The sequence below is a fragment of the Cryobacterium sp. PH31-L1 genome (genome assembly GCF_030063145.1).
GTDB lineage: Bacteria > Actinomycetota > Actinomycetes > Actinomycetales > Microbacteriaceae > Cryobacterium.
The window spans coordinates 262,954-281,126 of the sequence record NZ_JASISM010000006.1 but is presented as its reverse complement, the minus strand read 5'-3'; the positions used below and the strand labels follow the sequence as shown (position 1 = coordinate 281,126).

The following is an 18,173-nucleotide window of genomic DNA, read 5'->3' as shown; positions in this document are numbered from 1 at the left end:
ACCTCAATTCTTATTCTCTAAGCGGATGCCGCCGGCCGATCCGGCAGACAGCCCACCAGTCTAGCGGCGCGTCAGACCTTGAGGTAGCGGGTGATCGCGAAGTTGGCCGAGAATGCGGCCAGCACCGCGCCGACCACGAGCAGGATGGGTACCACGACGAGCGCATCGTCCATGCCGACCAGGGCGAAGCCGGTGAGCCTCGCGCCGAGATAGCCCTGCACAAAGAAGTACACGAGCGCCACGATCGCACCTCCCGCCAGCAATGAACCGAGCAGAGCCGCGAACACGCCCTCCAAAATGAACGGGGTCTGAATGAACCGGTTGCTCGCACCCACCAGCCGCATGATTCCGAGTTCCCGCCGCCGGGAGAACGCCGACAAGCGGATGGTCGTGGCAATCAGCAACGCCGCAGCGATCAGCATCAACCCGGCGATACCGATGGCCGTATAGCTGGCGACGTTGAGCACTGAGAAGATTTGATCGAGGTATTTACGCTGGTCAGCCACATTTTCAACACCGGCGACTCCCGATAGGCTCTCCACCAACACCGCTGACTGCGACGGATCCTTGAGGTTCACCCAGAAGGTCTGGTTGAGCTGGTCGGCCGTGACATAGTCGGCGACCGGGTTGCCGGCGAACTGCTTCTTGAAGTTCTCGAACGCCTGCTCGTGCGTCTCGAAATAGTAGTTGTCGATGAAAGGTGCCAGTGTCGGCGACTTCAGCTGAGCCTCGACCGCGGCGATCTGCTCCGGCGACGCGTCGCCGCCGGTGCAGGTTTCGCCGGGCGAGATGTCGGAGCACAGGTAGATGCCGACCTGAGCTTTGTCGTACCAGAAGTTCTTCATCTGGCCGATCTGCATCTGCATGAGAACGGCCGCACCGACGAAAGTGAGCGAGATAAAGGTGACGAGCACGACGGAGACGACCATAGAGGCGTTGCGCCGCAGACCGTTCGCGGCCTCGGACAGCACCAGACCGAGCCTCATCGGGTCGGCCCCACGTTCTGCTCGCCCGTTTGGTCGGGTTTCTCCCCCGGCGCCCGCAGACCGAGTTTCTCGGCGAGGGTGAGCTGCTCTGGGGCATCGTTGGGTGCAAGCGGAAGCACCGGGCGGGTCATCGGGGGCACCTCGTCATCGGCAACGAGCGCCGGGGCCACGCGGGGCACGGCAACTGGCAGCGGCTCCGCGTCCGACGCCGCAGCGACGGCAGCCGCTGCAGCCTGGTGCAGCGACACGCTGGTCTCCGGAACCGGGGCAGACGGATGCGTCAACGCTGGTTCGGGGGCGGCAGCCGACCGGGCGTAGACCGACGCGGCGGGTGCCGGGTCGCTGGCGGGGGCATCCGCTGTCGGGGAGGGAAGCACCACGGGAATGGAGGCGGTGGCGTAGCCGCCCTGGCGTTCGTCACGCACGATCTCGCCGTTGACCAGCTCAATCACGCGACGCTGCATCTTGTCGACGATGCCGGCCTCGTGAGTGGCCATGATCACGGTGGTGCCGCCGGCGTTGATGCTCGCGAGCAGCGACATGATCTCGGCACTCGTGGTGGGGTCGAGGTTTCCGGTGGGCTCGTCGGCCAGCAGAATCTGCGGCTTGTTCACGATGGCACGGGCGATGGCCACGCGCTGTTGCTCACCACCGGAGAGTTCGTGCGGCAGGCGCTGGGCTTTTTCGGCCAGCCCGACCATTTTGAGGGTGTCGGGCACGGCTTCCTGAATAAAGCCGCGGCTCTTGCCGATCACCTGCAGGCTGAAGGCGACGTTGTCGAACACGGTCTTGTTCGGCAGCAGGCGAAAGTCCTGAAAGACCACGCCCATGTTGCGGCGAAAGTAGGGCACCTTGCGGTTGGAGATCGACCGCAGGTCCTGGCCGAGCACGTGAATGCTGCCGCTCGTGGGCTTTTCCTCCTTGAGCACGAGCCGCAGGCAGCTCGACTTGCCCGATCCGGAGGCGCCGACCAGAAAGACGAATTCGCCTCGCAAAATCTCGACGTCGATCGAGTTCAGTGCCGGCCGAGTGGTGCCGGGGTACTTCTTGGTTATGTGATCAAAACGGATCATAGCTCTTAGAGCCTAAGCATCCGCGGGCGTTTTCCCTACAGCGACATACCCGAGGGGCCGAAGCCCCAGCATCCGTCTAGTCTTCGGGAGCTTTCTTACGCCAGCGGATGCCGGCCGAGATGAATCCGTCCAGGTCGCCGTCGAACACGTTGCTGGGGTTGTTGACCTCGTACTCGGTGCGCAGGTCCTTGACCATTTGGTAGGGCGCGAGCACGTAGCTGCGCATCTGGTCTCCCCAGCTCGCGGTAATGTTGCCGGCCAGCTCTTTCTTGGTTGCGGCCTCTTTCTCGCGCTCGAGCACCAGCAGACGCGACTGCAGCACGCGCATGGCGGCGGCCCGGTTCTGGATCTGGCTCTTCTCGTTCTGGCAGCTCACCACGGTGCCGGTGGGCAGGTGGGTGATACGCACGGCGGAGTCGGTGGTGTTGACCGACTGGCCGCCGGGGCCACTCGAGCGGAAGACATCCACCCGAATATCACCGTCGGGCACCTCGATCGACTCGGTCTGCTCGATCAACGGCACCACCTCGACCGCGGCGAAGGAGGTCTGGCGTTTGCCAGCCGAGTTGAACGGGCTCATCCGCACGAGGCGGTGCGTGCCGGCCTCGACGCTGAGCGTGCCGAAGGCGTAGGCAGCGTCGACCTCGAAGGTCGCGCTCTTGATGCCGGCTTCTTCGGCGTAGCTGATGTCCAGTACAGTCGTGCGGTAATCGTGCTGTTCGGCGTAGCGCAGGTACATGCGCAGTAGCATCTCGGCGAAGTCGGCGGCATCCACTCCCCCAGCACCGGCGCGAATGGTGATCACGGCGTTGCGCTCGTCGAACTCACCGTTGAGCAGGGTCTGCACCTCGAGCTCGCCGAGCAGTTTCTGCAGGCTCGCGAGCTCGAGGGTGGCCTCATCGGCCAGCTCCTGGTCGCCCTGGCCGTCGTTGGCCATCTCGACGAGAGTCTCGAGGTCGTCGAGCCTGGTAGTGATGCTCTCGATGCGGGCCAGCTGCGCCTGCCGGTGGCTGAGGTCGCTGGTCACCTTCTGGGCGTGGTCGGTGTCGTCCCACAAATCGGGCATACCGGCCTCGCCGCTGAGGTCGTCGATGTCCGCACGCAGTCGATCCATGTCGATCACCGAGCGGATGTCGCCAAACGTGGTCCGCAGCGCGGCGATCTGTACTGAGAAATCCAAGTCAATCATGTTCCGTCCAGCCTACCGGGCGAAGTTTGCGGCGGGGCCGGGTCGCCGGGAGTAGCATCGAAACCGATGAGCAACGCCGACCGCCCCTTCAGCCTGCGCTCGGTCGCCCTGGTGGCGTTTCTGCCGACCCTGCTGTTTTCGATCGGTGAGGGCTCGATCATCCCCTTGATTCCGGTGGTGGCCAGCAATCTCGGGGCGTCTCTCGCCATCGCCGGCGTCATCGCGGCGATGGTCATGCTCGGCGAACTCGTCGGTGATATACCCAGCGGCTGGATCGTCTCGCGTATCGGGGAACGCAACGCGATGGTTGGGGCATCCGCTTTGACCGTCGGTGCTCTGATCGTCTGCATTATGGCTCCCAACCCGCTCGTGCTCGGTCTCGGTATTTTTCTGGTGGGGCTGGCCACGGCGATTTTCGCCCTCGCTCGGCACGCCTTCATGACCAACTACGTGCCGCTGGTGTATCGGGCGCGGGCGCTCTCAACCCTCGGCGGTGTGTTTCGGGCCGGCTGGTTCGTGGGCCCGTTTCTCTCGGCCGGAATCATTCACCTCACCGGTGGCACCCAGGCCGTGTTCTGGGTGTTCATCATCTGTTGCGTCGGCGCGTCAGTCATGCTGCTGCTGTTGCCGGACCCGTCGGAAACCTTCGCCACTCCGTCTACTCCTGAGACTGTATTCGATGCCACCGACACGAGTACCGGCGCCATCAGCAGCACCGGAACGGCGCGGCCGGCCGCGCCCATGCAGGGACTGTTCCAGACCATTTGGAGTCACCGTGAAGTGCTCCTGCGGCTCGGCAGCGGCGCCGGTCTGATCGGGGCGATGCGAGCCAGCCGCACCGTGATGCTGCCGCTCTGGGCGGTCAGCATCGGTATCAGCGCCCCCGATACCGCACTCATCATCGGCATCGCCGGCGGAATCGACTTCGCCCTGTTCTATGTCAGCGGCCAGATCATGGACCGGTTCGGCCGCATCTGGAGTGCCCTGCCCTCGATGATCGGGCTCGGTGCGGGCCACCTGGCGCTCGCTTTCACCCACGACCTGCCCAGCAATGTGGAGTGGTTCATCGGCGTGGCCATGTTCCTGTCGCTGGCCAACGGCGTCGGAAGCGGACTGCTCATGACGCTCGGCGCCGACCTTGCTCCGCGCCCGAATCCGGCCCCGTTCCTCGGCGCCTGGCGGTTCACCGCCGACTTCGGCAGCGCCGCGGCACCACTGGCCGTGGCGGGCATGACCGCCCTCGTGTCCCTGTCGGTGGCCAGCGGGGTCATGGGGGCCATCGGCCTCTGCGGCGCCGTTCTGCTGCGCCGCTATATTCCCCGGTACGCGCCGCACCGCCCTGGCCGCCTGCTCTAGTCCCACGAAATCGGGTGGCGCTCCCGACTGATAGCGGTCCCGAGTCCTGTTTGCGAGTCACAGCGGGTCAGACCGGTGCCTACTGTGGTCAACCCGCGACTCGCCGGGACAGGCCGGGCGGAATGTTCGCGGGGGCCCGGGCGTTACGGCAGGTATGCCCCTCATCGGAGAATACGAACCAAGCACCTCCCAGTGGGTGCGCGACCAGGTCGACCAGATTGAGAAGTCCGGCGGAACCGAGGGCACGACCCTGCGCGGCATGCCCGTGATCGTGCTGACGACCGTTGGGGTGAAGAGCGGCAAGCTGCGCAAGGCGCCGCTCATGCGCGTTGAGCACGACGGCCAGTATGTCGCTGTCGCCTCGCTCGGCGGCAGCTCCAAGAACCCGGTCTGGTACGCGAACGTTGTGGCCCACCCCGAAGTGGAACTGCAGGACGGCCCGCAAAAGTGGGATATGCGCGCCCGCGAAGTCACCGGCGATGAGAAGGCCGTCTGGTGGGAGCGCGCCGTGGCGGCATTCCCCGACTATGCCGACTACCAGGTCAAGACCGACCGCGACATTCCCGTCTTCCTGCTCGAACCCATCGCCTGAGGGTGGCCAAGGCCAGCACCCGCAAAGGGCCCAGCACCCGCAAGGCGTCTATCGACCGCATCACCCTGCCCGACCTGACCGACGACGCCGGTTCACGGCTGCGCTCCGGCGACGGTCGCGAGGCCGAACGCTACACGGACGTCGACCTCGATGGCCGCGACCTGACCGGCATCTCCTTCGGCGAGTGCGAATTCAGCAAGGTGTCGTTGCACGAGGCCAAACTGCGCGGGGCATCCTTCGCGGAGTGCCTCCTGACCGACCTGCACGCACCGGTGTTCAGTGCGCCGCGCTCCAGCTGGCGGGACGTGCGCATCGAGCACGCCCGGCTTGGCTCGGTCGAGGCCTACGAGGCGACACTTCGGTCCGTGCATATTGACGGCTCGAAGCTCGATTTCGTGAACCTGCGCAACGCCTCGCTCACCGATGTACTCCTCAGCAACTGCATCATCGAGGAGCTTGACCTCGGTAGCGCCACCGCGCAGCGCCTAGAACTGCAGAACTGCCGCATCGGCACGCTCGATGTCGGCGCTGCCAAGCTCAAAGATGTCGACTTGCGTTCGAGCGATTTCTCGGCCGTGCACGGCCTCGAAGGCCTGCGCGGCGCCACCATCGACGACGCCCAGCTGAGCCTGCTGGCGCCGCTCCTCGCCGCCCATCTGGGCTTGCGCGTCGAATAGAGCTGAACTCTAGGGAATGGCGGTCGCGGTCAGCTCGAGGTCGGACGTCGGGCGGTCGCGCTGGGTCGCGATCGCCGCGCCGGCCGCAACGCATACGACGACGATGGCGAGCTGCTGCAGCAGGGTGAAGGTCTCTCCGAGCACGAGTGCGCCGAAACCGGCCGCGATGACCGGGCCGAAGCTCGTGATGATCGCGTACAGGCGGGGGCTGATCCGACGCAGAATGTAGGTGTCGAGGGTGTACGGAAAGGCCGAGGAGACCACGCCCACGAGCAGCAGCAGCCCGACGACACCCCAGGTGAAGGCCGACAGATCCACTGTGAACAGGGCGATGGGCACCACGATCAGGAGGCTGACCAGGCTGGCGATCGAGATCCCCTCGAGGCCGGCGAACTCGGTCGCCACCTTGCGGGTCAGCAGAATGTAGCAGAACCACGAGGCGGCAGCGATGAGCGCGAGCACGATGCCCAGCGGGTCGAGCGTCCCGTCCGACCAGGTCAACAGGAACACTCCCCCGGCGGCGGCCGCAGCGCAGACGAAGTCCAGGATGCGTCGGCTGGTGACGAGGGCCAGGGCAAAGGGTCCAAGAAATTCGATCGTCGCCGCAATGCCGAGTCCGAGCATGTTGACGGCCTGGTAGAAACTGAGGTTCATGACGGCCAACACGACGCCGAGGGCCAGCGCCGGCCAGATTCGAGCCCAGGTCACATTTCTCAGGCGGGGCCGGGCGAGCGGCAGTACGACGACGACCATGACGATTTGGCGGGCCGCGACCACGATGGGCGAACCGACGACCGGAATGAGCAGTCCGGCCAGTGAAGAGCCGAAATTGATGCTGACCTCGGTGGCGAGCTGAGCTCCCGCACCGCTCAGTTTGTCCCGCCTGGTACGCACACTGCTCCTGTCGGCACCGTCGGGGCACCTCTAGAGAGTACAGCTCGCGGCATCCGCTCTGAAATGCGGGGCGCGAGCTCGGGTCTACAGTTGCAGCGGAACGAACTGGTACTCGCTGGTCAGGTGCTCGTGCTGGCAAGCACCGCAGTACAGCACGCCCGACACCCGCATCGCGTCAACGCGCGAGGAACACTGGATCACCTTGGGACCGCAGCAGGGTGAAATCACCATGAAACCGCCGGACTCGGCCGGATCATGACCGCTCAATCCGCGGTCGTGGTGCACTCCCTCACAGGGGAGAAGGGACTCGAAATCGAGCTGCTCCACAATTTGCGCGTCCAGTAGTGCATCCATGATTTCACAGCCGATCTTGGTGTTGCTCAGCCGCCATCCTGGGCCACGTCACCCGGCGGCGACCAGCCCGGATGAACGACGACCCGAGATCGCCGGCACTACCAACCGGGACCAGGGCTGGCACGAGTGTCAACTTCGTGCAAAAGCGTGAAGCCCCCTACGAGGTAGGAGGCTCCCATTGTCGACTACGTGTCTGTGCATCGTACGCTTCTATTCTGAGATTACCAGTGCGACTTTCTCCACCTCAGTAGAACTAGTGGAAGACTGCCCGCGAGACCACCGTCACCTCCAGTGGCACGCCGTCGGGTACGACGAGGGTGAGTACCGGCGGGCGCCACCAAGATCGCAGCGTCACCGACGCGCTCTGCCCGTCAGCGGATACCGCGCTTGTCACGGCCAGCGCCTCGAACGAGTCGTGCGGAACGAGCCGCAGATACTCATCGACCGCCGCGGACACGTCGTCCGAGCGCAGCGATGGGCGCGGCCCCACCACCCCGACCTGAACCGCATCGAGGGTGAACGCCTCGGACCCGGCGAGCGCCGCACCGTCGGCGAGGCCGAGCAGCCGTTTGTGGCCGAGATAGAGCGATGTCGCTGACAAGGCCACGAGTACGAGGCAAAGCGACAGAAAGCCGTAGAAAATGGCGAGCAGCAGGGTCGAGCCGTCCTCGTTCGACGCGGGCGGCAGGCGTCTGGTCATCCGAGGCTGCCAAACCGGGAGACGAGTTGCGACGACTCCGCCGTCATGGGCACGCTCGCACTCTGGTTCAGGGCGAGCAGATCGGGCACGAGCGGCAGCGCTACGGCGATGCGCACGGTGACCGTGACGAGCCCCCGTGGAGTCAGGCATTGACTCGAACCACCCGTGCACTCGATCTGTACGTCGGCGTCCCCGGCCGAAAGGCCGTAGTCCTCGAGCGCGAACGCGACGGCTCGGCGGGCGCGCACCGAGGCCGTGGCCTCGTCCGGGGACTGCACGTAGACCCTGGCCGCCTGCCGGGCGGCGCCCTCCACGGCGAGAGCACCGCCCTGCAGGGCTGACAGTGCGAGCACCAGATAGACCAGAGGAACCAGCAGGATCATCCCGGCCGTGATGAACTCCAGTGAGGCAGAGCCAGCCTCAGAGTGGTTACTCCAACGATTCGACCGCAGCATGAGCGACCACCTCCAATCCGCGCGGAGCACCGAGCAGTCCCATGAGCGGCAGCGGTGCGATCACCCGCACTTCGACACTGGGAAATCCGGCACTCACTCCGTATTGGGCCACGACATCGGTGGCATAGCTCGCGCCAATGGCCGTCGTGATGAGATCGCGCGTGCGCTCAGCCCCAGCGGACAGGCTGCTGTCGGCGAGCGTCGCGTAGCGGGCGCCCTCGGCTGCAGCATCGAGCACGGTGTTGCGAATGTGCAGCGCGAGGGCCAGCTGCATGACCATGAGCGTCAGAAAGGTCAGCAGCGAGACCACCATGACAAATTCGGCCACGGCGGAACCCGCCTCATCGCGCAGCCGCTGAGGGCAGCGCCAGGCGAGGTAATGCATCCGCTTACCGACTTTGTGCACTCCGACGGGTCAGAAAGTGCTGACGCGGTCCATGGCCTGCTGGAACACCCCGCTGAGGGCGGGGCCGGCAAGTCCCCAGATGATGAGAACCAATCCGGCCGTCATCAACGTGATCAAAACCCAACCGGGCACGTCACCCGTTTCATCACGGAGCAAACCCTGGAGGCGAAGCATGATTCGGGACATGGCATTCTCTTTTCTTGTGGGAGGGAGATACGGGCGGTGCGTTTAGAAACCGGCCTGCAGAACGACCAGCCCGGGAAAGATGGCGAACAGAACGGTCATCGGTAAAATCAGAAAGACCAGCGGAACGAGCATCGCGACTTCTTTCTTGCCGGCCAGTTCGAGGAGTGTGCGTTTGGTTTGGTCGCGGGAGTCCTGAGCTTGCGCTCGCAATACCTCGGCCAGCGGCGACCCCCGGTCCAGTGCACCGGTGACCTGGTCGACAAATCGGGTCACCTCCGGCAACTGGATGCTGCGCGCCAGTGACTGCAACGCTGTCCCGATCGGCACCCCGGTGTGCACGTCGGCGACGACCCCGGCAAATTCTCGCGACAACTCCCCCGAGCTCGTACGCGACACCCGGCGGATCGAATCCAGGATGCCTTCCCCGGCCGACAGAGACAACGTGAGGAATTCCAGAATGGTCGGCAGTTCGCTGCGCATGCGCGCCAAGCGTGCGGTCGCCGCACGCTGCAGCATCCAGTCCCGCAAAATCGCCCCGCCGATCGCTGCCACGAACGGAACAACCAGACGGGCGGGTAGCAGAAGCTCGGGCAAGGCAACGATGGTTACCACCGTTCCAACAGCGAACGCGAGCAACGCCCAGACCAGTTGCACTGAGCGAAACTCCAGGACCGTTTTTGCCGACCCGGCCTGGTGCAGGCGCCGGGCAACGGTGTCGCTGCCGCCGAGAAGACTCGACAACCCCCGAGTGAGCGCGCTAAACAGTGGGGCGAACAGGCTGCCCAGCACAGGAATCGGATTCACCGTTCGCCGGGCCACAATGCGGCGTGCTTCCGGGGAAATATCGAGGATATAGGGCACCACTCGATCAAGCAGTCGGGGCCGGGTCAGGCGCGGCGTCAGGCTCACGAGCGACCACAACCCCACCCCGAGGCCGGTACCGCACAGTACGGCCCAGCCCAGTGCAGACGAACCCAGGGCAGACGAACCCAGGGCAGACGAACTCAGGGCGGCGCTCATCGGCGACACCGGCCTACGTAAACCATCGGCGTTCCTCCGGCAGACGACCGAGGGCGATCATCACACGGTAGGCGATGACCGACAGAGCCAGGCCGCTCGTGATTACCACGATGCCAGCCGGCGAGTTGTAGGCGATGGCGGCTTCGGGGCGGGAGGCGAGCAGAACCAGAATGATCCATGGAGCTGCGACGCCGAGTCGGGCCGCGTTCACCACCCACGACTGCCGGGCTTCCACCTCCAGCCGCACGGCGGCATCCTGGCGCAGCCAGGCGGCGAGGCTGCGCAGCACGAGGGTGAGGTCGCTTCCGCCGACCTCCCGGGCCATCCGCAGGGTTTCCAGAATGCGATCGGCGACCGGATCGGCGAGGGAATGTTTGAGCTCGTCAACGCAGTACGTGAAATTGCCGGTGGCGCGGTATTCACGCTCGAACTGCGCGAACGCGGTGCGCGTGGCCAGCGGTCCGGCCTGGGCCAGGCTGCTCACGCTGTCGGGCAAGGCCAGCCCGGACCGCAGCGCCGACACGAGATGGTCGACGACGTCGGGCCACACCGTGCGGTTGGCCCGGCGCCTGGCCGCCGCCCGCCACGACACGATCAGCCACGGCAGCAGCAGGCCGACCAGTCCGGCGACCGCGCTGAGCGCAAGAACGGTAAAGATTCCGTGCACCAGGGCAGCGGATGCCACCCCCACGATCGCGGACAACGCCAGGAACGCCGGCACCGGCACCGATCGCAGGCCGCCCTGAACCAGACGCACGCGCATCCGCTCCCCCACTCCCGCACGCTTGGGCACGGATCCGGCTGGCCAGAGGAACGGCGCGAGAACCAGCACCAGACCGCTGCCCAGCAGGCACCCCAGCACGAGAGTCATGCGGCCCCCTGCCGCAACACCGAGGCCGGGTCGACGCCGGCCGCACGAAACTTGGCGAGCTTCGTGGGGTGCGAACCGGTGGGTTCGAGGTGCCCGTGCGGCGAGAGAAACAGCGGACTCGCCTCGATGGTCGACCCCGCCAGCTGGCCGCTCGGGGCGATGATCTCGGTGACCCGTCTCCGGCCGTGCCGGTCGATTTCGCAGTGCACCACGATGTCTATGCAGCCCGCCACGGTCGGCAGCACGAACGAGGAGTCGATATTGCGGCCGGCCAGCAACGGCAGGGTCGAGAGCTTCGCGAGCGCGTCCCTGGCACTGTTGGCATGAATCGAACACATGCCGGGCAGCCCACTATTCAAAGCGATCAGCAGGTCGAGACTCTCAGCCTCGCGCACCTCGCCGACGACGAGCCGGTCGGGCCGCATCCGCAGCGACTCCTTGATCAAGCGCCGCAGGGTGATCTCCCCGGTGCCTTCCAAGCTCGGCTGGCGACACTGCATCGCGACCACGTCGCGGGCGGACAGGTCGAGTTCGAAGGTCTCCTCGACGGTCACGATGCGTTCGCCAGGTCGCGTCGACGAGAGCAGGGCGTTCAGCATCGTGGTCTTGCCGGTCTGCGTGGCACCGGACACCAGAATGTTCTGCCCGCCGAGCACGCAGATCCGCAGAAAATCAGCGGCTTGCTGGGTGAGCGCACCCAGCCCGACCAGTTGGTTGAGGTCACGGATGCGCCTGGTGAATTTGCGAATATTCACGGCCCAGTATTTTCGCGTTATGTCCGGGATCACCACGTGAAGACGGGAACCGTCGGGCAGGGAGGCGTCGACGAAGGGCGACGACAGGTCGACGCGGCGGCCGGATGCCTGCAGCATCCGCTCGACCAGGTCGCGCACGTCCTGCTCGGCGAGCAACAAAGTCGTGAGCTCTGGAACCCCGTCGCGCGCCACGAATACTCGGGCCGGACCGTTGATCCAAATTTCCTCGATCTCCGGATCGTCGAGAAACGGCTGCAATACCCCGAAGCCGGTGAGCGCGGCGACGACCTCGCGGGCGGCCTGATGCTCGTCAGCGATCATCGGGGCGCTACCGCCGAGCGCCCGCTCGCTGTACCGGCGCAGTTCGTCACGCACGTATTGCTCGACCAGCGCGTTGTCGGCTGCCAGGTCGACGCCCTCACGGCGTACCCGCAGTCGCACTTGCTCTGTGATGATACGAACGGCTTCGGTCATCCCCGAATGATGGCCTGTTTTAGGAATTCTCGGGCAAGTTATGCACAGGGCTTGTTTTTCCATACCCTGAACAGCAAAAATGATCGCAACGGATGCCGGGCATCCGTTGCGATCATCCGTCGGGCCAGCGTGGCGGCACCCTCCACGCAAACCCCGCGTCAGCGGGCCGACCAGCCGCCGTCCATCGTGTAGCTCGAACCGGTGACCATGGCGGCGTCGTCGGAGGCCAGCCAGGCCACAAGCGAGCCGACCTCGGCCGGTTCCACCAGCCGCTTGATCGCGCTCTCGGTGAGCATGATCTTGCTGAGCACCTCCGCCTCCGGAATACCGTGCACGAGTGCCTGGTCGGTGATCTGTTTCTCGACCAGGGGAGTGCGCACATAGCCGGGAGCCACGCAGTTGCTCGTGACCCCGTGGGCACCGCCCTCGAGCGCGGTCACCTTGGACAGGCCTTCCAGGCCGTGCTTGGCCGACACGTAGGCGCTCTTGAACGGCGAGGCGCGAATGCCGTGGACCGATGACACGTTGATGATTCGTCCGAAATTGGCTGCGTACATCTGCGGCAGCACGGCCCGAATCAGCAGGAACGGCGCCTCCAGCATGAGGGTCAGGATATTGTGAAAATCGGTCGGCGCAAAGGACTGGATCGGATTGATCCGTTGGATTCCGGCGTTGTTGACCAGGATGTCGACGCCGTTCAGTGCCGTGGCCAGGGCCTCGTCGGTGAGGGCCTCGGTGTCCATCAGATTGACGGTCCAGCTCGACCCGCCGACCTCTTCGGCCAGTGCCGTAGCACCAGCCGTATCGATATCGGCGACGACGACGTGCGCGCCACGGGCGGCGAGCGCCCGCACGACGGCGGCGCCGATGCCGCTTGCACCGCCCGTCACCAGGGCGCGACGCCCCGCGAGGGGCTGTTCGGTGGTGCGAATAGCGCTGACGCTGACGGCGTCGGTGAGATCAGTCATGATGTTCCTTTGATTGCACGATCGCTGCACGGGCGGGCCAGCGAGAGGCGGGGCACCAACGGCGCTCCGCCTCCCTGACCGGGGTTACACGAGCCGGGTCAGCTGCCGGTACCCACGGGCTCGAGCCCGTGCTTGCGGGCATCCACGGCGTCGACGTCGCGAAGCGATACTCCCTTGGTCTCCTTGAGAGTGACCACGGCGACCACCGTGATCGCGCAGGCGACCATGATGTAGATGGCAACCGGAACCCAGGTGTTGTATTGCTGCAGAAGGGCGGCCGCGATGATCGGCGCCATAGAACCGGCCAGAATCGACGTGACCTGGTAGCCGAGCGACACCCCCGAGTAACGCATGCGGGTCGGGAACATCTCGGCCATGATGGCGGGCTGGCCCGCGTACATCAGGGCGTGGAAGCACAGGCCCACCGTGACGGCGAGAATGATGAGCACGGGGTTCAGCGTGTCGAACATGGGAAAGGCGAAGAACGCCCAGGTGGCACCGAGCACAGCACCGGCCAAGTACACGGGCTTGCGGCCGATGCGGTCGGAGAGCCGTCCAACCTGCGGAATCACGATGAAGTGCACAACGTGAGCGATGAGCAGGGCGATCAGCAGCTGTCCCGTGTCGTATTCGTGCACGGTCTTCAAATAGACGATCGTGAAACTCACGATGATGTAGTACAGGATATTCTCGGCGAACCGCAGCCCCATGGCTCCGAGGATGCCCTTCGGGTACTTGCGAATGACCTCGCGCACACCGTAATTAACGGCCTTTTCTGCTTCAACCTGCGCGCGGGCCTCGAGAAAGATCGGGGCTTCGCTGACGTGGGTGCGGATGTAATAGCCGATCACGACGATGATCGCGGAGAGCCAGAACGCTACCCGCCAGCCCCAGCTCAGGAACTGCTCGGGCGGAAGAATTGAGGTCATGGTGAGAAGCACGAGAGTGGCGAGCAGGTTACCGACCGGAACGGCCGCCTGTGGCCAGCTCGACCAGAAGCCGCGCGATTTGTTCGGGCTGTGCTCGGCGACCAGAAGGACCGCGCCACCCCACTCGCCACCGACGGCGAAGCCCTGAATGAAGCGCAGGGCTACGAGCAGCGCCGGAGCCCAGTAGCCGATGGTGTCGTAGCCGGGCAGGCAACCCATCAGGAAGGTGGCGGCACCGACCATGATGATCGTGACCTGCAGGGTGTGTTTGCGACCGAGCTTGTCACCGATCTGGCCGAACACGATGCCACCGAGCGGTCGCGCGATGAATCCCACCGCATAGGTCAGAAAGGCGGCGATGATGCCGTCGAGCTCGCTGCCGGCGTTGGGAAAGAAGACCGTGCCGAAAACCAGACTGGCCGCGGTCGCGTAGAGAAAGAACTCGTACCATTCCACAACCGTGCCGACCATAGAGGCGGCGACGATCTTCTTGAGGCCGGTAGTTTCCGCCTCTGATCCAGCGCTTCGTCCGGCTTTGCCGGAACCGGCAGCCCCAACGCGTTGATTGACACTCATTGTCTGTCTCCTTTGTGTCGTCGATGACACGTACTTGGCGTGAGAGGTGTGCGGGAAGGGTTCGGTCGTCTCAACAGAAGCACGACTCGACTGAGTATTCCCGCACGACGGGTGGGCAACAAGAACCAAAACGACAGAGACCGTGTGCATAATTGCAGATATGACCTTTCCAGCGGTCGGTACCGCTCCCAATCCCGAAGATTTGCTCATCTTTCTGGCCGTGGCACGCACTGGCCGGTTCACCACCGCGGCGGAGAGCCTGGGCCTGAACCACACCACCGTGTCGCGGCGCATCGCGGCCCTCGAAAAGGCGCTCGACGGTCGTCTGCTGGCACGCGCCGTCGGCGGGTGGGAGCTGACCGAGCTCGGAGAACGCGCACGCACCGCAGCCGAGGGGGTGGAATCCGCCGTGACCCTGCTGCGTGGCTCCGACAGGGAAGCCCAACAGATCTCCGGGGTGGTGCGCATGTCGGCGACGGACGGCTTCAGCGCCTACATCGCGGCTCCGGCCGTGGCCACGCTGCAGCGACGGCATCCGCTGTTGCGGGTCGAAATTGTCACCGTCACCCGCCGCGCGCTGCAGCACCGCTCGGGGCTGGATATCGAGATCGTCGTCGGTGAACCCCAGGTGCACCGGGCGGAGTCGATTCTGCTCGGCTACTACAACCTCGGAATGTACGCCTCGCGGCAGTATCTGAATACCCACGGCACTCCGACCAGCATTGCCGAGCTGACCGAGCATCCACTGGTCTATTTCGTGGATTCGATGCTGCAGGTCGACGACCTCGACGCCCCGCGGCGGCTCGTGCCGCAGATGCGCGAGTCGCTCAGTTCTACTAACGTGTTCGTGCACGTCGAGGGAACCCGGGCGGGTGCCGGAATCGGATTTTTGCCCTGCTTCATGGCCGATCAGCACAGTGATCTGGTGCGCCTGCTGCCGGAAGATTTTCAGGAGCGGCTGCCGTACTGGATGGTGCTCCGCACCGAGTCACTGCGGCTGCCGGCGGTGGCGGCGCTCGTCGCTGCGCTTCGCGCCCAAATGGAGTCGCATGCGGCAGCGCTGCTCGGCAACGACCCCCACCGTCTAGACTAGGAACACACCCGCGGGAGTGGTGGAATTGGCAGACACGCAGGATTTAGGTTCCTGTGCTTTCGAGCGTGGGGGTTCAAGTCCCCTCTCCCGCACATGGTCCCTATTTCAGCACTCGACGGTCAGTTGAACGACGTACTCTCACACACGGGCGCCGTTCTTTTTTATCTTCTCATTTGGGGTCTGGTCTTCGCCGGAACAGCACTTTTTCTGGGCGTGTTCATTCCGTTCATCACCGGTGACTCGCTGTTGTTCGGTTCCGGCCTCGTGGCCGCGTCTACGAGCAACATCAACATCGTGATCCTGGTCTTAGGCACCGGCATCGCGGCGTTCCTCGGCGACCAGGTGGGGTTTCTGCTCGGTCGTCACTACGGGCGCGGATACCTCGAACGACACGGCGGTCGACGCACCCAGGCCGCGATCCTCAAAACCGAATCCTTCTACCGCAAGTTCGGCTGGTGGTCGGTGGTCATCGCCCGATTCATGCCGTGGGCTAGGGTTTTCGTTCCGGTAGTCGCCGGCGTCGGCCGCATGAATTACTACAAATTTCTCACCAGCAATCTGCTCGGAGCGCTGTCCTGGGGTGTGGGACTCACCCTCACCGGCTATTACGCGGCGACGATCCCCGGCGTCAAGAGTGCGGCGTACATTATCGCGGGTGTGCTCATCGCGGCCTCGATCGTGGTCGGGTATCGCACCTGGCGTATCGACCGCGCCCAGCGTAAAGCGGATGCCACGGCAAGGGACCTCGAGATCAGCCCTCCAATCGGTTGACCTACCCCCTGTTTCAGGGGGTGGCGGCCGGGCATTTTCTCACTAGGAGGCGATACCCTGTGTCTCGGCATCCGCCGTCGCTACCCGAACGTCTGCCCCCCCCGCCGACTGGAGTTCCCCGCGTGATTCACACCGCACTGATTCCCTGGCTCGACCCGACACACATCATCGAGTCGGCTGGCCCGTGGGCCCTGCTCGTCGTCTGCGCGATTGTCTTTGCCGAGACCGGCCTCCTGGTCGGGTTTCTACTGCCGGGCGATACCCTGCTGGTCATCACCGGCCTGCTCGCCTTTCCCGCCGCCAACGTCATCCGCATCGATATCTGGTGGGTCGCCCTCGCGATCGGGTTTGCCGCTTTTCTCGGTGGTGAGGTCGGCTATCTGATCGGGCATAAATTCGGTCCCCGCGTCTTTGAACGCAAGGAATCCGGGTTGTTCAGCATCAAGAACGTCGACCGCACGAACGCATTCTTCGTGCGATTCGGCGGCGTCGCCGTCATCGTCGCCCGGTTCGTACCAATCGTGCGCACGTTCGCACCGGTCGCCGCCGGCGTTGGCCACATGGACTACCGCAAATACACCCTGTATAACCTGATCGGTGCACTGCTCTGGGGCGCCGGTCTCACCTTCGGCGGATACTTCCTGGGCTACATTCCGCCGGTCGCCGAATTCGTCACGAAGTACATCGACCTGATCCTGCTCGGCGCGGTGGTCGTCACCCTCATTCCCACGGTGTATCACTACGTGCTGTCCGTCGTGAAGGCCCGCCGGCTGCGCGGCCAGCCCACGACCGAGACGGGCAGCCACCTGCTCGACCCCGAGACGTTCAAAACCAACCACAACGGACGCCACGAGGGCTGATCAGAACCTGATCGCCAGCAACTCAGCGGTGCTGGTGGTCTTCGTGCTCGGCATGCTCGGCCGGTTCCAGCTGAAAGGTCGAGTGCGCCACGTCGAAGTGTGTGCTGAGACATCCGGACAACTCATCGAGCAGAGCGCCAGTGCCCTGCGCGAGCACCGTCGCCTCCACCACAATGTGCGCGGTGAACACATGGGCTCCGCTCGTGATGGCCCAGACGTGCACATCGTGCACGGCGACCACGCCGGCCGTGCCGAGCAGATGGCGTCGAATCTCGGAAATATCCGTGTCGGCCGGCGTGGATTGGCTGAACACGCGCACCACGTCTCGGAGCAGCACGAAGGCGCGCGGCACGATCATGGCGGCGATGACCAGCGAGGCGACGGCATCCGCACCGGTGAAACCGGTCAGGAGGATGACGATGGCCGCGACGATCACGGCGACCGACCCGAGCGCGTCCCCGAGTACCTCAAGGTAGGCGCCGCGCATGTTGATCGACCCAGCGGCCGCCGGGCGCAGCAGCATTATTCCGGCGATGTTCGCCGCGAGCCCGATGATGGCGACAATTAGCATGGGGGTGGGCAGCACCGCGCTCTCGCTCGGACTAATGAGGCGCGCGATCGCGGCGACCGAAACGGCGCCGGCCACGGCGAGCAGAATCAGGCCGTTGATCAGCGCGCCGAACACCTCGGCCCTTTGAAAGCCGAAGGTGGCCCGGTCTGTCGCCGGACGTGCCGCGACCACGGTGGCGGTCAGAGCCACGATGAGCCCGAACAGGTCGGAGAGCATGTGGCCAGCATCGGCCAGCAGCGCGAGCGATCCGGTCAGAGCTGCACCGATCACTTCGAGCAACAGCACGGACGCCACGATGCCGATGGCGAGGGTCAGTCGCCGTCGGTTCGAGCCGGTGACGTGCGCGTGATCGTGGCCCATGGCTCAAGATTAGGGCCGGGAGAGGCCGGTCGCCAGCCGCTGGGCTAGTTGGGAATG

General features: G+C 64.9%; 21 protein-coding genes and 1 tRNA gene. 7 read left to right on the top strand and 15 right to left on the bottom strand.

Going from position 1 to position 18,173, the window contains the following annotated elements; translation table 11 throughout:
• Window positions 1–71: 71 nt before the first annotated feature.
• From ftsX to prfB, 3 genes are all read right to left on the bottom strand, one after another.
• On the bottom strand, window positions 72–986 hold the full coding sequence (gene ftsX / locus QMF22_RS13830) for a permease-like cell division protein FtsX (protein ID WP_283454547.1): 915 nt from the start codon (window positions 984–986) through the stop codon (window positions 72–74).
• Window positions 983–2,059 (bottom strand): cell division ATP-binding protein FtsE, encoded by a 1,077-nt coding sequence (ftsE, locus tag QMF22_RS13825; protein ID WP_283454546.1) that lies wholly within the window; start codon window positions 2,057–2,059, stop codon window positions 983–985. The genes ftsX and ftsE overlap by 4 nt, the downstream gene beginning before the upstream one ends.
• A 76-nt stretch (window positions 2,060–2,135) precedes the next feature.
• Complete coding sequence (prfB, locus tag QMF22_RS13820; protein ID WP_283454545.1) at window positions 2,136–3,248, bottom strand: peptide chain release factor 2; 1,113 nt, start codon at window positions 3,246–3,248, stop codon at window positions 2,136–2,138.
• A 66-nt stretch (window positions 3,249–3,314) separates the two neighbouring features.
• On the opposite strand from prfB, the gene QMF22_RS13815 reads away from it, so the two are divergent.
• From QMF22_RS13815 to QMF22_RS13805, 3 genes are all read left to right on the top strand, one after another.
• The gene (locus tag QMF22_RS13815) at window positions 3,315–4,604 is read left to right on the top strand and encodes an MFS transporter (protein WP_283454544.1); all 1,290 of its coding nucleotides are present in this window, start codon (window positions 3,315–3,317) and stop codon (window positions 4,602–4,604) included.
• A gap of 154 nt (window positions 4,605–4,758) precedes the next feature.
• Window positions 4,759–5,196 carry a nitroreductase family deazaflavin-dependent oxidoreductase gene (locus QMF22_RS13810; protein ID WP_283454543.1) on the top strand — a complete coding sequence of 146 codons (438 nt, stop codon included), beginning with the start codon at window positions 4,759–4,761 and terminating at the stop codon, window positions 5,194–5,196.
• A gap of 2 nt (window positions 5,197–5,198) precedes the next feature.
• On the top strand, window positions 5,199–5,873 hold the full coding sequence (locus QMF22_RS13805; RefSeq protein WP_283454542.1) for a pentapeptide repeat-containing protein: 675 nt from the start codon (window positions 5,199–5,201) through the stop codon (window positions 5,871–5,873).
• A gap of 9 nt (window positions 5,874–5,882) precedes the next feature.
• Here the strand turns inward: QMF22_RS13805 and QMF22_RS13800 are convergent, their stop codons facing one another.
• The 11 genes from QMF22_RS13800 to QMF22_RS13750 form a co-directional block, all read right to left on the bottom strand.
• Window positions 5,883–6,767 carry an EamA family transporter gene (locus QMF22_RS13800; protein ID WP_283454541.1) on the bottom strand — a complete coding sequence of 295 codons (885 nt, stop codon included), beginning with the start codon at window positions 6,765–6,767 and terminating at the stop codon, window positions 5,883–5,885.
• A gap of 84 nt (window positions 6,768–6,851) precedes the next feature.
• Window positions 6,852–7,121, bottom strand: coding sequence for a hypothetical protein (locus QMF22_RS13795; protein WP_283454540.1), 270 nt, complete (start codon window positions 7,119–7,121; stop codon window positions 6,852–6,854).
• Window positions 7,122–7,374: 253 nt separating this feature from the next.
• Entirely contained in the window at window positions 7,375–7,821 is a 447-nt protein-coding gene (locus QMF22_RS13790) for a pilus assembly protein TadG-related protein (protein ID WP_283454539.1), read from the bottom strand.
• Window positions 7,818–8,276, bottom strand: a complete 459-nt coding sequence (locus QMF22_RS13785) for a hypothetical protein (RefSeq protein WP_283454538.1) — start codon at window positions 8,274–8,276, stop codon at window positions 7,818–7,820. The genes QMF22_RS13790 and QMF22_RS13785 overlap by 4 nt, the downstream gene beginning before the upstream one ends.
• Window positions 8,251–8,682 (bottom strand): TadE/TadG family type IV pilus assembly protein, encoded by a 432-nt coding sequence (locus QMF22_RS13780; RefSeq protein WP_349357096.1) that lies wholly within the window; start codon window positions 8,680–8,682, stop codon window positions 8,251–8,253. The genes QMF22_RS13785 and QMF22_RS13780 overlap by 26 nt, the downstream gene beginning before the upstream one ends.
• Window positions 8,683–8,691: 9 nt before the next feature.
• A complete protein-coding gene (locus QMF22_RS13775; protein ID WP_283454537.1) occupies window positions 8,692–8,868 on the bottom strand; it encodes a hypothetical protein in 177 nt (58 codons plus the stop codon).
• Between the two features lie 42 nt (window positions 8,869–8,910).
• The gene (locus tag QMF22_RS13770; protein ID WP_283454536.1) at window positions 8,911–9,888 is read right to left on the bottom strand and encodes a type II secretion system F family protein; all 978 of its coding nucleotides are present in this window, start codon (window positions 9,886–9,888) and stop codon (window positions 8,911–8,913) included.
• A gap of 13 nt (window positions 9,889–9,901) precedes the next feature.
• Window positions 9,902–10,759, bottom strand: coding sequence for a type II secretion system F family protein (locus QMF22_RS13765; RefSeq protein ID WP_283454535.1), 858 nt, complete (start codon window positions 10,757–10,759; stop codon window positions 9,902–9,904).
• Window positions 10,756–11,988 carry a TadA family conjugal transfer-associated ATPase gene (locus QMF22_RS13760; RefSeq protein ID WP_283454534.1) on the bottom strand — a complete coding sequence of 411 codons (1,233 nt, stop codon included), beginning with the start codon at window positions 11,986–11,988 and terminating at the stop codon, window positions 10,756–10,758. The genes QMF22_RS13765 and QMF22_RS13760 overlap by 4 nt, the downstream gene beginning before the upstream one ends.
• A gap of 158 nt (window positions 11,989–12,146) precedes the next feature.
• Window positions 12,147–12,956, bottom strand: a complete 810-nt coding sequence (locus QMF22_RS13755; protein WP_283454533.1) for a 3-hydroxybutyrate dehydrogenase — start codon at window positions 12,954–12,956, stop codon at window positions 12,147–12,149.
• Window positions 12,957–13,054: 98 nt separating this feature from the next.
• Window positions 13,055–14,461 (bottom strand): MFS transporter, encoded by a 1,407-nt coding sequence (locus QMF22_RS13750; RefSeq protein WP_283454532.1) that lies wholly within the window; start codon window positions 14,459–14,461, stop codon window positions 13,055–13,057.
• 160 nt (window positions 14,462–14,621) lie between these two features.
• On the opposite strand from QMF22_RS13750, the gene QMF22_RS13745 reads away from it, so the two are divergent.
• The 4 genes from QMF22_RS13745 to QMF22_RS13730 all read left to right on the top strand — a co-directional run bounded on the left by QMF22_RS13745 (window position 14,622) and on the right by QMF22_RS13730 (window position 17,185).
• Window positions 14,622–15,554, top strand: coding sequence for a LysR family transcriptional regulator (locus tag QMF22_RS13745; protein ID WP_283454531.1), 933 nt, complete (start codon window positions 14,622–14,624; stop codon window positions 15,552–15,554).
• Window positions 15,555–15,564: 10 nt separating this feature from the next.
• A tRNA-Leu gene (locus QMF22_RS13740) sits at window positions 15,565–15,646 on the top strand.
• A 1-nt stretch (window position 15,647) separates the two neighbouring features.
• Window positions 15,648–16,325 (top strand): DedA family protein, encoded by a 678-nt coding sequence (locus QMF22_RS13735; RefSeq protein ID WP_283454529.1) that lies wholly within the window; start codon window positions 15,648–15,650, stop codon window positions 16,323–16,325.
• A 125-nt stretch (window positions 16,326–16,450) separates the two neighbouring features.
• Window positions 16,451–17,185, top strand: coding sequence for a DedA family protein (locus QMF22_RS13730; protein ID WP_283454705.1), 735 nt, complete (start codon window positions 16,451–16,453; stop codon window positions 17,183–17,185).
• Window positions 17,186–17,207: 22 nt separating this feature from the next.
• On the opposite strand, the gene QMF22_RS13725 is transcribed toward QMF22_RS13730, so the two are convergent.
• Window positions 17,208–18,116: a cation diffusion facilitator family transporter gene (locus tag QMF22_RS13725; RefSeq protein WP_283454527.1), complete on the bottom strand. Its 909-nt coding sequence runs from the start codon at window positions 18,114–18,116 to the stop codon at window positions 17,208–17,210.
• Between the last annotated feature and the right edge of the window lie 57 nt (window positions 18,117–18,173).